At 42.8% G+C, this 13,164-nt stretch carries 14 protein-coding genes; 3 read left to right on the forward strand and 11 right to left on the reverse strand.

All coding sequences use genetic code 11. From position 1 onward, the window contains the following. Positions 1 to 24: 24 nt before the first annotated feature. Together QFZ81_RS21635 and QFZ81_RS21640 are read left to right on the forward strand one after the other, a co-directional pair. Positions 25 to 918 carry a DUF1385 domain-containing protein gene (locus QFZ81_RS21635; RefSeq protein ID WP_307449619.1) on the forward strand — a complete coding sequence of 298 codons (894 nt, stop codon included), beginning with the start codon at positions 25 to 27 and terminating at the stop codon, positions 916 to 918. After that, positions 915 to 1,172, forward strand: a complete 258-nt coding sequence (locus tag QFZ81_RS21640) for a hypothetical protein (protein ID WP_307441576.1) — start codon at positions 915 to 917, stop codon at positions 1,170 to 1,172. Before QFZ81_RS21635 ends, QFZ81_RS21640 begins: the two co-directional genes overlap by 4 nt. A 12-nt stretch (positions 1,173 to 1,184) precedes the next feature. Here QFZ81_RS21640 and QFZ81_RS21645 read toward each other — a convergent pair whose 3' ends face one another. The 11 genes from QFZ81_RS21645 to QFZ81_RS21690 form a co-directional block, all read right to left on the reverse strand. Further along, positions 1,185 to 2,147: a patatin-like phospholipase family protein gene (locus QFZ81_RS21645; RefSeq protein WP_307441574.1), complete on the reverse strand. Its 963-nt coding sequence runs from the start codon at positions 2,145 to 2,147 to the stop codon at positions 1,185 to 1,187. A gap of 112 nt (positions 2,148 to 2,259) precedes the next feature. Then, positions 2,260 to 2,685, reverse strand: a complete 426-nt coding sequence (gene mntR / locus QFZ81_RS21650) for a transcriptional regulator MntR (RefSeq protein WP_047673922.1) — start codon at positions 2,683 to 2,685, stop codon at positions 2,260 to 2,262. Positions 2,686 to 2,857: 172 nt separating this feature from the next. Continuing rightward, a complete protein-coding gene (locus QFZ81_RS21655) occupies positions 2,858 to 3,571 on the reverse strand; it encodes a cytochrome c biogenesis CcdA family protein (protein ID WP_307441571.1) in 714 nt (237 codons plus the stop codon). A gap of 1 nt (position 3,572) precedes the next feature. Further along, positions 3,573 to 4,373 (reverse strand): metal ABC transporter permease, encoded by an 801-nt coding sequence (locus QFZ81_RS21660; protein ID WP_307441569.1) that lies wholly within the window; start codon positions 4,371 to 4,373, stop codon positions 3,573 to 3,575. Between the two features lie 53 nt (positions 4,374 to 4,426). Continuing rightward, entirely contained in the window at positions 4,427 to 5,206 is a 780-nt protein-coding gene (locus QFZ81_RS21665; RefSeq protein ID WP_307441567.1) for a metal ABC transporter ATP-binding protein, read from the reverse strand. Positions 5,207 to 5,247: 41 nt separating this feature from the next. After that, positions 5,248 to 6,171: a metal ABC transporter substrate-binding protein gene (locus QFZ81_RS21670; protein ID WP_307604639.1), complete on the reverse strand. Its 924-nt coding sequence runs from the start codon at positions 6,169 to 6,171 to the stop codon at positions 5,248 to 5,250. Between the two features lie 161 nt (positions 6,172 to 6,332). Beyond that, positions 6,333 to 6,713 carry a hypothetical protein gene (locus QFZ81_RS21675; protein ID WP_307441564.1) on the reverse strand — a complete coding sequence of 127 codons (381 nt, stop codon included), beginning with the start codon at positions 6,711 to 6,713 and terminating at the stop codon, positions 6,333 to 6,335. Between the two features lie 120 nt (positions 6,714 to 6,833). Beyond that, on the reverse strand, positions 6,834 to 8,831 hold the full coding sequence (metG, locus tag QFZ81_RS21680; RefSeq protein WP_307606984.1) for a methionine--tRNA ligase: 1,998 nt from the start codon (positions 8,829 to 8,831) through the stop codon (positions 6,834 to 6,836). A gap of 367 nt (positions 8,832 to 9,198) precedes the next feature. Further along, the gene (gene yidD / locus QFZ81_RS21685) at positions 9,199 to 9,447 is read right to left on the reverse strand and encodes a membrane protein insertion efficiency factor YidD (RefSeq protein ID WP_307441562.1); all 249 of its coding nucleotides are present in this window, start codon (positions 9,445 to 9,447) and stop codon (positions 9,199 to 9,201) included. A 93-nt stretch (positions 9,448 to 9,540) separates the two neighbouring features. Further along, positions 9,541 to 9,837, reverse strand: coding sequence for a transposase (locus tag QFZ81_RS37445; protein WP_373462618.1), 297 nt, complete (start codon positions 9,835 to 9,837; stop codon positions 9,541 to 9,543). 340 nt (positions 9,838 to 10,177) lie between these two features. Beyond that, positions 10,178 to 12,205 carry a beta-galactosidase gene (locus QFZ81_RS21690; RefSeq protein WP_307604641.1) on the reverse strand — a complete coding sequence of 676 codons (2,028 nt, stop codon included), beginning with the start codon at positions 12,203 to 12,205 and terminating at the stop codon, positions 10,178 to 10,180. A 125-nt stretch (positions 12,206 to 12,330) separates the two neighbouring features. Here QFZ81_RS21690 and QFZ81_RS21695 point away from each other — a divergent pair, with 125 nt between their 5' ends. After that, positions 12,331 to 13,152 carry an AraC family transcriptional regulator gene (locus QFZ81_RS21695; protein WP_307441560.1) on the forward strand — a complete coding sequence of 274 codons (822 nt, stop codon included), beginning with the start codon at positions 12,331 to 12,333 and terminating at the stop codon, positions 13,150 to 13,152. Positions 13,153 to 13,164 lie beyond the last annotated feature (12 nt).

Consider the following 13,164-nt stretch of genomic DNA (forward strand, 5'->3'; position numbering starts at 1 on the left):
GGACAAGCCGTCATTGAAGGCGTCATGTTCGCAGGAAAAAATGTGCATGTAACCGCTGTGCGCAAAAAAGATGGTTCCCTTGATTACTTAGAAGTACCGAAGAAAGTGATCCCTTGGGTCCAAACACTCAAGAAAATTCCGTTTATACGCGGTATTGTGGGAATCATAGAATCAAGCGCTAAAGGCGCACAGCATTTGAATTTCTCGGCTGAATCCTTCGCTGAACAAGAAGGCGAGGATGATAACAGTGCCAAGAAAGAAGAAAAACCAGGCTTCTTTTCTAATATTTCGATGATTCTTGGCGTAGCTGTTGTGGGTGTGATTTCATTTTTATTTGGGAAATTCGTATTCACGCTGGTTCCAGCTGTCATCGAACAGTTTTTGTTTCAAAATGTATTTAGCAATCAATTTCTTCATAATCTTATAGAAGGTGTTATTAAGATTATTTTACTTGTCGGATATATTTATTTCATATCTTTGACACCCATGATCCGCAGATTGTTTCAATATCATGGTGCTGAGCACAAGGTCATTAGTGCTTATGAAGCAGGCGTAGAACTTACGGTAAGTAATGTACAGAAATTCAACACGCTTCATTATCGTTGTGGCAGCAGTTTCATCGTTTTCACCGTATTGATCGGGGTCGTCATTTACTCGTTTCTTCACTATGACGGATATGTTGAACGCATCGTGCAGCGTTTAATATTGCTGCCTGTTGTGATTGGTGTTTCTTACGAGGTATTACGATTCACTAATTCGCTTCGTGAGGTTCCTGTCCTTCGTTACTTAGGCTATCCAGGACTATGGCTTCAATTGCTTACTACCAAGGAACCTGAAGACAGTCAAGTTGAGGTGTCGATTGCTTCTTTCAACCGCATGCGTGAAGCAGAACAACGAATTTTGGAGGGACGGGCATGAGAAGAAAATTTTCCCCGATCGAGATCGCCATTGCGATTTTGATTGCGATTGGTTTGCTGGTAAGTTTGCGAACTTTATTCATTCCTATTCTCGTGTTAGGGATTATTTTTTTTCTATACAAATTCCCACCTTCTCGTTGGAGAAAGAATTCGACTGGTCGGGGGCCTGCCAAAGGGAAAAGGAAAAACGCCAAGTTCCGTGTTATTAACGGAAGTAAAGATTCCGATTCAGACGATTTACCGAAATATCATTAATACCACTAAGTGTTATTGACGTCGCAAAACTAACTTATCGTAATTCTGTTCATATGTTTCAGCGGACCAATTATTGAAGTAATCAGTGGAAGCTTGAAAGCCTGAGTCGTATAAAGACATACTGAGTTCTTTCGATATGTTAAACTGCGTATTTCCTACACCTAAAGTAGGGATTTTGACCGTACGGAACCGATTCTTTTGCTCAATGTAGCGCTCATCATGTGCGCTTAGCATCGTACCAAATAACGCTTCCAACATGGTTATCGGTCCTTTAATTTTATGTGTGGGCATGTCGCTTTTACCGACTAATTGGAAACCAATAACAGGGATGATATCCTCACGATCCGTTTCCTGGTCGAATACCCAAAGTGGATAGTTGCTTAACAAGCCACCATCAACAATATAATAAAATTGCTCTGCGAATGGCGCTGCCTTTGCAGAGCTTTTTATTTTGCGCCGAATCATGACAGGATCGAAGAAATAAGGAATACTCGTGCTCATCCGAACGGCTTTGGCGATAGAAAATTTGCGTGGATCTATCCCATATTGCGCGATATCATTAGGTAGTATCAACAGCTTACCTTGCGTAATATCGGATGCAATAACGCGCAGCTGATTATGTCTCAAGTCACCGAATGTACGGATTCCTTTGGCTGCTAATTGTTGATTTACCCAATCCTCCAACGCTGCTCCGGAGTACAAGCCTTTTTTGATGAACAGCCGCGCGGCCGGACCAATAATTTTCGTATTAAAAATAGGTGAGCGCTGCATAAACGACCTGAAAGGTGATCTCAGGATCATTTCCCTCATGTCTTCTCCTGTATAACCTGCGGCCAGAAGAGCCGCTACGATGGACCCTGAGCTTGTACCTGCGACATCATTGAAGACATGCCCTTGCTTCATCGCCGCGCTTACTCCACCAGCTAGTGCAATCCCCTTTACGCCCCCGCCTTCAAACACTCCGTTGATCTTCAAATCGACACCCCTCCTAGTATATCGACTATAGGGCTTCCATTGTTATGTATGCGGTGGCAGTATGTTTATATACCCAAAAAAAAGACAGAGCCTCGCAAATAGCGGTCTCTGCCTAGCTTTCAGCCTCTAAATCTTTACGAACATTCATTAGATCATCCATCCGATTCGGTTCTCTTCGAAAATATTCTAATAACGTTTCAATACAAGTAATGGAATCCCAGCTTAAATGATGCTCAATTCCTTCTACATCCTTATATATATTGTCCTCTTGGACACCAATAGTCGTTAAGAAATTTTCTAGAAGTTGGTGACGCTCCACTAAACGCTTCCCCATTTTCTTCCCTTTGGGAGTTAACATGAGTCCGCGATATTTTTCATAGATCAAGTAATTATCTTTATCCAGTTTTTGAATCATTTTAGTTACAGAAGAGGGGTGCACCTCAAGCCCTTCAGCAATGTCGGAGACACGAGCGTAACCTTTCTCGTCAATAAGCTTGTATATTCTCTCCAAATAGTCTTCCATACTTGGCGTTGCCATTGCTTTATTTCCCCCTGCTTTTCCTTTATTTCCACATACTGCTTAACTATCATAATGCATCAACCCAGATGCGGTCAAATATCCCATGGTTCAAGTAAACACACTAAGGGAATTTATCACAGAGCAAATCTTTGATAAATTCCCGCATGCGAAGATTGAATATTTCACGTGATTAAAACTTTAACCAATCGGGGGTTATGGAGTTTAACCAAAGCGTGATTTGCGTCATTTTGCCTGTGTAGAGCAGAACCGCAATGACGATCATCAAGCCCCCTCCTATTTTCATAATCAGGTTTGAATAGCGCAGTATCCATTTCGTAGATCCAATAAAAAAAGATAATATAAAAAATGGAATCGCAAAGCCAAGCGAATAGGCGGTCGTTAATTGAAACCATGTACCAGGCTCCGTTGTAGCGAGCGCAAGGATGGCGGACAGAATCGGTCCAACACAAGGGGACCACCCTGCTGCAAACCCCATTCCAACAAGTACAGAACCTATATAGCCGGCAGGACGAAATTTGATTTGCAATTTACGTTCCTTCATTAACCATTGAGGCTGGAAAATGCCAAGCAGGAACAATCCCATGATGAAAATTAATAAAGCTGCTATTTGTCGAAGCAAATCACGATAATCGATGAAAAAATTGCCTAGGAAGCCAGCTGTTAAGCCTAACGCATAAAAAATGATCGAAAACCCAACGATAAAACTTAACGTATGCAGCATCGTTTGACGCCGAACTGCCGAGGAAGATTCCCCTGATTTCAATTCACTAACTGAAATTCCCGTTATGTAGGAAAGATAAGAAGGATATAAGGGCAAACAACAAGGTGATATGAAGGAAGCAATTCCCGCCCATAAAGCAATCCACAAATTAACAGAATCCATATTAAATCCTCAATCCTCTTTTCAAAATGATCCCGATCAGAATCGATATGAGAGTGAGTACAACCGTTCCACCCGGAGCGAGATCCCATACACCCGCAATGACAAGTCCAATGACAACAGCAATTTCAGAAAATAGTATCGCTAAAAAGACGGAGTGTTTAAAGCTCCGAGCGATCAATAAACTGCACGCTACCGGTATGGTTAATAACGAGGAAACTAGCAGTGCACCAACAATTTTGATAGCGACTGATATCACAAGAGCTGTTAGCATTGTAATCATCATATTATAATATTTAAGCGGAAGTCCACTTACACTCGCTGCATCTTCATCAAAGAACATAAGGAAGAACTCTTTGAAATGGGCCGCGATTACGGCAATTACGAGCACACAAACACCAAAAACAACCCATAAATCGGTTGAATCCAATGTGTAAATACTGCCGAACAAATAACTCATGACGTTCATATTAAAGCCTTTGCCAATAGTAAAAAGGAGAGTCGCCAGTGCAACCCCGCCTGACATAATAATGGCTATGGAAAGCTCAGCGTAGGTCTTGTAGGCTTTGCGCAAACGTTCAATGGCAAACGATGCAAGCAAAGCGAACACGAGGCCAACACCCAAAGGATACACGTTAATGAGAAATCCAAGAGCAACACCTGCAATTGAAACATGCGCAAGTGTATCCCCAATCATGGACAACCGTCGAAGGACAAGAAAAACGCCCATTAAAGGCGCTGTAAGCCCAATCAGAATGCCACCAATTAATGCACGTTGAAAAAAGTATTCCGTAAATATGTCCAAAATGCCCGCTCCTAATATAGGGATCTTTGTTCGGAGAACAAAGTCTCTCCTCTTTATTGAACTCCGATCATCTCACGAATCTGGCCGATTGAGTGTGTCAAGTTCGTCTCACGGCAATCCTCCGGATCATGGGTATGCTTTACATAAAACTTAATGCCGCCACTAACCTTTTGCGGCTCTGTACCTAGATATGACTGCATCATGTCCATATCATGGGATACCATGATGAAGGTCATATGATGATGCTGGTGCATATGGCGGATCATTCGAAAAAATCCGACCTGCGTTTCAGCATCGATGCCAACCGTCGGCTCATCGAGTATGAGCAGCTCAGGGTTATTTACGATAGCGCGTGCAAGGAAAGCACGCTGCTGCTGTCCCCCCGACAGCTGACCGATACGACGGTCAGCTAAATCCTCGATGCGCATTGCAAGCATCGCGTCTTCAGCCTTTTGAATGTCGGCTTTGGTCAACCGGCGATAGACCCTCTTCTTGCTATACATACCAGATAAAACAATTTCCCTGACTGTCGCTGGGAATAAGGGGTTGAACGCATTTTTTTGAGGAACATAACCGATACGTTCCCAATCTTTGAATTGGCTCAGTGGGCTTTCAAACAGCCTGATCTCCCCTTCTGTTGGTTTCAACAGACCGACAAGCATTTTAAGCAGCGTGGTTTTCCCAGCGCCATTGGAACCAATGACACCCACAAAATCACGTTCAAGAACATCGAAATGAAGCTTATCTATCACTTTCTTATTATCATAGGAGAATGAAAGCTTATCAATAGATACTATGCTCCGATGGCAAAAGTTTTTACTGTTATTCTCCATCTTTTTACTCCTGACTCATTAAGAATAGAATTACGCTTACCTTATTGTAAGGCAATTACTAGGTTTTTCAAATTTTCGTCCATGATCGAGATATAATCTTTGCCTGCCTTCATCTGTTCATCCGTTAATCCCTCTATCGGGTTAAGTACCATTGTATCCACTTTAGCATCTTTAGCTAACGTTTTGGCTAGTTTATCTGATACCAGTTCTTCAAAGAAAATATATTTCAAACCATGTTCTTTCAAAAACTCATTCATTTTTTTCAAATCCTGAGCAGTCGGCTCAGCATCCGGTGATAATCCCATTATGGACATTTGTGTCAAACCATAATCCCTACATAAATAAGCGAAAGCGTGATGGGAAACCGCAATTTCTTTCTTCGATGTAAGAGCAATTTCTTTTTTATATCGCGCATCCAAATCGGTCAATTTCGCTGCATATTCCGTATAATTTCGCTCAAAAACATCCTTATGAGCAGGATCCGCTTCAATCAATGCCATTTTAATATTATTAGCCATTTTCACAGCGTTTAACGGGCTTAACCAAGCATGAGGGTCATATTCCTCTTTATTTTCCGTCGTTTTTATTAAATCTGCCCCTTTACTAGCCTCAACTACCTTTAAAGTCGAGTCTGCCGACAAACTACCGAGGAAGTCCTGTACCCAACCTTCAAATCCTGCTCCTTGATACACAAAAACCTGGGCTTGGGTCATATTTTTGATGTCTCTGCTCTTAGGCGACCAATCATGCGGTTCTACGCCAGCTGGGACCAAATTGATTGCATTCACATACTCCCCGCCAATGTTGCGGGTAAATTCATAAAGGGGATAAAAACTGGTCACTACATTGACTTTGCCTTGAACCATCTTAGCTTTCGAACTTGCAGTACTTCCACAACCAGCCATGACAACCGTTAAAATAGCCAATAAGACTATGTAAAGAACTCTCTTATTTCTTACCATCATAATCAACCCACCCATTTTCTAAATCGTAATAATTTTTATTAACGAATTGATTATACGAGTCCCCTTAATTGAAGTCAATACATCGAAGCGTAAAAAACAAAAAAGCCAGCTGCCGAATCACAGCATGGCCCCATCTGTTGCAAGTTAATGGTTCGTGATGGTTATTTCGATTGACCTCCACCCGATTCATCACCTTTCTTGCCACCTGAATCCTTTTTACTTGTATCCCCACTTTCCTTAGAATCAGATGGTTTATCACTTTCCTCTTTTAACTTCTTATAACGTTCTTCTGACTGTTTAATAAGCTTTTTATCCTGTTCAATCTTATATTGAAGAATCTCATTGTACATCTCGTATTGCTTTTTCAACTCTTGATTAATAATACTTTCTTTCCCTTTTGTACTCTGTGTTTTAGATTTCGATTGATCCTTTTTGGCATCCTCCTTCTTCTTACCCGAGTCGCCACCGAAAATCGAACAAGCCGATATAAGAATAACCATTCCTGTTATACTCATTAATTTCACAAGAAACCGAACACTCATATGCCTCACTCCGTGGTTAGTTTCCTTTATCATGCCCCACTCACATTAAAAACACCCATCCAACTCAAACACCCCATCCCGGAAAAATAAGGGATAGGGTGTTTATTCGATTGGTTCCGATTATTTCACAATGGCTCCATTCGGCATCGAATCAGGGACAGTAGCAAGAGTCAGTTGGTCGCCATGTGAAGCGGCGAGAATCATTCCTTGTGACAGCTCGCCGCGCAGCTTGACGGGCTTTAAATTCGTGACGCAAATCACTTTGCGTCCAGCAAGCTCTTCGGGCGAGTAAAACTTCGCGATGCCCGAGACAACCTGGCGCTGCTCGTATCCGAGGTCGAGCTGCAGCTTGAGAAGCTTATCGGCGCCTTTCACAGGCTCCGCCGATAACACCTGTGCTACGCGCAGCTCCACCTTGGCGAAATCGTCAATTGCGATTTCATCCTTTGCCTCTGGCGCGGGCACTGTACTGGCAGCAGCCGCAGGTGCTGCCGCTGTCGATTCTTCGGCGCTAGCTGCAGCGCCGCCTCCCATAGCCTCGACGATGTAGGCGATTTCTGCCTCCACGTCCAGTCGAGGGAACATAGGCTCTCCCTTCTGCACCTTTGTGCCAGCAGGGAGATGCCCGAAGGTTTGCACGCTCTCCCACGCCATCAAACGTGGCAGGTCTTCGTCAGCTAAGCCTAGCTGCTGCCAAATCAGTTCCGGCGTCTTGGTCAAAAACGGACGCAGCAGCACGGATGAAATGCGCTGGGATTCTGCCAGCACATACATCACGGAGCCAAGAATCTCTCTCTTGGCCTCATCCTTCACCATCGACCACGGCTGCGTCTCGTCGATATATTTATTCGTACGGCTGATAAGCTGCCACACAGCTGAAAGCGCAATGGAAAATTCCATCTTTTCCATAGCTTCCTCGTACTTCGCTACCGTAGAACGAACAGTCTCCAAGAGACTTTCGTCAAATTCGGTAGCCCCCGCAACATAAGCGGGAATCTTGCCTGCAAAGTACTTATCGATCATCACGATCGTACGATTCAATAGATTCCCGAGATCATTGGCGAGATCATGATTGACTCGCTCAACAAAACTTTCTGGCGTAAATGTTCCATCCGCCCCAAAAGGCACTTCGCGCATGAGATAGTAACGCAGCGCATCTAATCCATAACGGTCGATCAACGTAACCGGATCGACAACATTCCCTTTGGACTTCGACATTTTGCCGTCCTTCATGAGCAGCCAGCCGTGCGCAAACACCTTTTTCGGCAAAGGTAAATCAAGAGCCATCAGCATAATTGGCCAATAAATCGTGTGGAATCGAACAATCTCCTTACTCATTAAATGAACATCAGCAGGCCAATATTTCTTGAAGTTACTTTCATCTTCAGAACCATAGCCAAGTGCGGTAATGTAGTTGGATAGCGCATCGATCCAGACATAAATGACATGTTTCGGATCCCCTGGAACTTTGATTCCCCAGTCAAAAGTCGTTCTGGATACTGCCAAATCCTCAAGACCTGGTTTAATGAAGTTATTCAACATTTCATTTTTACGAGATTCTGGGTGGATGAAATCTGGGTTATCCTCATAATACTGCACTAAGCGATCGGCGTATTTGCTCATCCGGAAGAAATAAGTTTGCTCCTTCATTTTCTCCACAGGTCGCCCACAATCTGGACATTTCCCATCTACCAGCTTGCTTTCCGGGAAAAAAGATTCATCGGGAATACAGTACCAACCCTCATACTCACCTAAATAAATATCCCCTTGATCCAGTAATCTTTGAAAAATCTTACCAACAGCAGCTTTATGACGATCTTCTGTCGTTCGTATAAAATCATCATATGAAATATCCAGCTTCGCCCAAAGCTCTTTGATTCCTGAAACAATATGATCAACAAATAGCTGAGGCGTCGTCCCTTTCTCTTGGGCCTTGCGCTCGATCTTCTGACCATGCTCATCCGTACCAGTTAAATACCTAACATCAAAGCCGCGCAGTCGCTTGTAGCGGGCCATAGCGTCACCGGCTACAGTAGAATAAGCGTGACCAATATGCAGCTTATCACTCGGGTAATAAATTGGTGTTGTAATGTAAAATGTTTTCGATTGCGTTGACATCATTCGTTCCTCCTAGCAATTAGTAGAAAACACAAAAAACCCTCATCCATCTTGGGACGAGAGCTGAACTCACGCGGTACCACCCAGGTTTCCCCGCCTTTCACAAGCTCGGGGCTCAGTAAGTCGATTACGACTTCCCCATTAACGCTGGGACACGAGGCCAGCTTACTCCCATTTTGCCATTTGTTTCTCAAATGTAATTTGGGTAGCTCGAAGACCTATTCTCCGGGACCATATTCCAAACCTACTCCTATACCGGCTTTCACCTAACCCGGCTCTCTGTTTATAGGCATCCGTTTGTACTTATCCGTTCATCGAAACCATATTTACAACTTAAGGCAAATATATCGAAAATATAAGCTGCCTGTCAAGCAGACTGATCATTATGAGATAAATTTTCCGCTCGTGCCGGCACAAGATCAACACCACCCGGATGAAAAGGATGGCATTTACAAATCCGTTTCACCGACAGCCAAGATCCCTTCAATGCACCGTGAACTTCAATTGCTTCTAATGCATATTGCGAACAAGTGGGATAGAATCGGCAAGTAGGTGGCTTCAAAGGAGAAATAAACTTCCGATAGAAATAAATAGGTACTTGTAAAGTCTTTTTCAACCGAGTCTCTCTCCCTACTCCATTGTATTCAAAACATGCTGCTCATCCATCATGCCTGAAATAAAGGACCGAGTCAATTCAAGCCCTTTGTGGCTAAGCAGAGAGTTGAAAACACTTAAGAAAAGTAGGATATAAATAGACCGATACAAAAGTCATGATCCATTTATTAAACGTAAAGCCCGATCGATTCTTATTATGTAAATATCTTTCGTGATCCTTAGGTAAAATACTCCGTATCATCAATTTGGAATTAAGTCTATTTATTTTAAGTCTATTCTCCTTAGCAGGACAACAAAACCCATTTGACCAGCGCATTTTCATTAAGAAATTCTCACATTCCTCTTCTGTTAGAAACGTATGAGATTGCACATCGGTAAATTGCAGTTCCATATCCTCACCCTCGCTTCAAATATCAACGTAACGGTAGTGAACTGTTGAGTAGGATGGAAGGATGGTTCGAGTGTTGTTAGAGTAGTTCTATATATTATGGAGGAATTACTTTAGTTTGATTTATCCCGTCCTCACTCATTGTAGATACCACAGAATCAAACTACTAATATAAATAGAAATTTCACGACCTTAGCCATTTCAAGGCGATTTTACTAACATTGGTTACGTCTATGGAGAGATCGATGCTACGTTTGTTGCAATAGTTAAATTACACATAAAATGAAAACAACCTTTGTCTCGAGACTGAGGTTGTTTTCCAAAAACTTATAAAAGAATATGTTCAACTTATTGATAGAATGAGAACACCTTTTGCAGAAAGTGTAACGGTATTGGTTACTGGTTGACCTACTATTAAATCCGTTCCCTTTAAGGTTCCTAAATCTACGTTCACGGATTGATCATTGTGATTCAGGATAAATAGATATGTTCCACTCTCATTGGTTCTTTGTGAAATCTCAACACCTGGAACTGGGGGAATTGGGGCAGTTATTCCTTTTTCTTTGCATAAATTAGCTAGAAATCCCTGCAAAAAGGATGACTCAGGACTAGTGGCTACATACCATGCTTGACCTGTCCCGAATTTATTTACGGTTAGTGCTGGCATTCCTTGATAGAAATCGCTGCCATAGACCGCTTTTATCTCGGCTCCTTCTGAATGGATTAAGTCACACAGAAGTCCACATTGATACTCACCGCTGAGTGATCCCCATTGTTCTTTTAGCACGATTTGGTTGCTTTGATCAGGGAAAAGTGCATCGATTTCTTCTGCCCATATTCCGAGCACCTCGCGCAATTCACCAGGGTAGCCGCCAAGTGAGACGATATCGTTCTCATTTACTATTCCGCTAAAGAATGTCGTCAGGAAGATTCCTCCTGAACGGACGAAGTCCTCCACCCGCTTTGCGTAACCTTTCTTCACCATGTAAAGCACGGGTGCAATAACGATGTCATAGTCTGATAGATCTGTGTCTATGCCTATTAGATCGGCTTGAATATTTTGCTGAAATAGAGCGTCATAATATTTGTGGACTTCATCCACATATTTGAGTGCAACGGTCGGTCCACTGGACAGCTCGATGGCCCAGCGATTCTCCCAATCGAAAACGATGGCGACCCGAGCATTGATTCTAGTGTCCAGCAGACTGTCTGATAGTTTTTGCAATTCAGACCCTAGCTCTGCGCATTCGCGGAACACTCGTGTGTGTTCATGTCCAACGTGCTCGATGACGGCTCCGTGATATTTCTCACAAGCTCCTACTGATCGGCGCAGCTGGAAAAACATCACGGTATCGGCTCCATGAGCCACAGCCTGGTAGCTCCAAAGCTTCATAACACCGGGGCGTTTTAGTGAATTGTAGGGCTGCCAATTTTGCTGGCTTGGCGTTTGTTCCATAAGCATGAATGGCTGTCCTTGCTTCAAGCCGCGCATAAGGTCATGGGTCATGGCCGTCAGACTAATAGGTGTATTTAGGGAAGGGTAATTATCCCAAGAGACAACATCTAAATGCTTAGCCCATTTGAAATAATCTAATTCTTTATAAAGTCCCATTAAATTCGTTGTTACGGGAAGGTCAGGTGTTTGTTTTTTGATGGCGTTATATTCTAGTTTGTAACAGTCAAGCAAACTATCCGACATAAAACGGCGGTAATCGAGCGAGATTCCTTGGAAGTTTGTATTGTCCACTCCCCATTCTTCGGAAAGGGCATTTGGTGGAACAATTTCTGCCCATTCATAGAAGGTATGACCCCAGAAACCCGTATTCCAAACTTTATTCAAGGTTTCGAGTGTTGTATAACGTTCCTGGAGCCAATTTCGGAAGCCGTCCGCACAATGGTCGCAGTAACAATATCCTCCGTATTCATTAGAAACATGCCAGATTAGTACGGCTGGGTTATCCTTGTAGTGTTCAGCAAGCTTTTCTGCGATCCGCTCTGAATATTTTCGGTAAGTTGGGCTGTTTGGACAAGAATTATGTCGTCCTCCAAATTTACGTTTACGCCCCTCGAAATCAACTCGCAATACATCCGGATATTTACGTGCCATCCATGCAGGATGAGCACCTGTACTTGTTGCTAGACATACGTAGGTGCCATTCTCATAAAGACGGTCGATAATTTCATCCAGCCATGCAAAGTCGTAGGTATCTTCATTCGGCTGTGAGAGCGCCCACGAAAAAACATTTATGGTCGCAACATCAATCCCTGAAAGTTTAAACATCCGTAGATCTTCATTCATTATCTCTTTGTCCCATTGTTCTGGGTTGTAGTCTCCACCATACCAAATTTTGGGAAGTTTCTTGTTTATCAAGTTATGCACCTCTTTTTATTTTGATTATTCATATAAGAATAAGTACATTGTATTGGATTATTATCAGGCTTAAAATATAATATTCTTACACCCTTATATAATAAAATGGAACAGGATCGTGAAAAATGCATAAAAGATATGAATTAATGCCTTCAACGGCGCAACCGTTTCCATTATTTATTGAAAGCATTGGTCACCATGAGGATCAAGAAAAGTTATTAAGACCTGAGGGGTTTCCTAGTTACCATTGGCTGCAAACTTATTCAGGTGAAGGGGAATTCACTATGGAAGGGAAAAAATTCCGCTTATCAAAAGGTTCAGGGGTATTGCTGCTTCCAGGTGTACCTCATTCTTATTGGGCTGTAACTGAACAATGGTGCACGCAATATGTCACATTCGGAGGGACCTGTGCAGCTGCCATGCTTCGTTCCTTTGATTTAATGGAGTCTGCAATTTTTCGTTGGGATGAGGAAGGTCCGCTGCAAGGGGAAATAGGACGAATTTTAGCCAATATGGATGCAGCCCTCGAATATTCGGGGTATGAAGCCTCAGCGGATTTATATCACTTTCTAATTCAGCTAAAGAAGCATGGACAAATCAATAACCGCGCCTCTATTCGCAATCAAATGGTCCAGCTGCAACCATTATTGATTTGGCTTGAAAGTCACTACCATAACCCTGATATCGGACTTGAAGAAATGGCTCGTATCCTAGAGATTACACCTAGACACATGAATACACTGTTTCAGCATGCATTTGGGCTATCCCCTTATTCCTATTTAATTATGATGCGTCTTCGCAAATCCAAAGAGATGCTATTGAAACAGCAGCATCAGACCGTCAAGGATGTGGCTGAGCAAGTAGGGTTCCGAGATACAAGCCACTTTGTCGCGAGTTTTCGCAAGCATGTCGGACTCACACCTGAGCGGTTTAGGCAAATGAATTAGTGTGCTATAATA

The organism is Paenibacillus sp. V4I9 (assembly GCF_030817295.1).
In the GTDB taxonomy this organism is placed as follows: domain Bacteria; phylum Bacillota; class Bacilli; order Paenibacillales; family NBRC-103111; genus Paenibacillus_E.

What these genes read in the sequence shown, in the direction of transcription:
- QFZ81_RS21695 (WP_307441560.1), top strand. Translation starts at nt 12,331, where the DNA reads ATGCATAAAAGATATGAATTAATGCCTTCAACGGCGCAACCGTTTCCA.
- QFZ81_RS21665 (WP_307441567.1), bottom strand. Translation starts at nt 5,206, where the DNA reads ATGGAGAATAACAGTAAAAACTTTTGCCATCGGAGCATAGTATCTATT.
- QFZ81_RS21655 (WP_307441571.1), bottom strand. Translation starts at nt 3,571, where the DNA reads ATGGATTCTGTTAATTTGTGGATTGCTTTATGGGCGGGAATTGCTTCC.
- QFZ81_RS37445 (WP_373462618.1), bottom strand. Translation starts at nt 9,837, where the DNA reads ATGGAACTGCAATTTACCGATGTGCAATCTCATACGTTTCTAACAGAA.
- mntR (WP_047673922.1), bottom strand. Translation starts at nt 2,685, where the DNA reads ATGGCAACGCCAAGTATGGAAGACTATTTGGAGAGAATATACAAGCTT.
- QFZ81_RS21635 (WP_307449619.1), top strand. Translation starts at nt 25, where the DNA reads ATGTTCGCAGGAAAAAATGTGCATGTAACCGCTGTGCGCAAAAAAGAT.
- metG (WP_307606984.1), bottom strand. Translation starts at nt 8,831, where the DNA reads ATGTCAACGCAATCGAAAACATTTTACATTACAACACCAATTTATTAC.
- QFZ81_RS21675 (WP_307441564.1), bottom strand. Translation starts at nt 6,713, where the DNA reads ATGAGTGTTCGGTTTCTTGTGAAATTAATGAGTATAACAGGAATGGTT.
- QFZ81_RS21640 (WP_307441576.1), top strand. Translation starts at nt 915, where the DNA reads ATGAGAAGAAAATTTTCCCCGATCGAGATCGCCATTGCGATTTTGATT.
- QFZ81_RS21670 (WP_307604639.1), bottom strand. Translation starts at nt 6,171, where the DNA reads ATGATGGTAAGAAATAAGAGAGTTCTTTACATAGTCTTATTGGCTATT.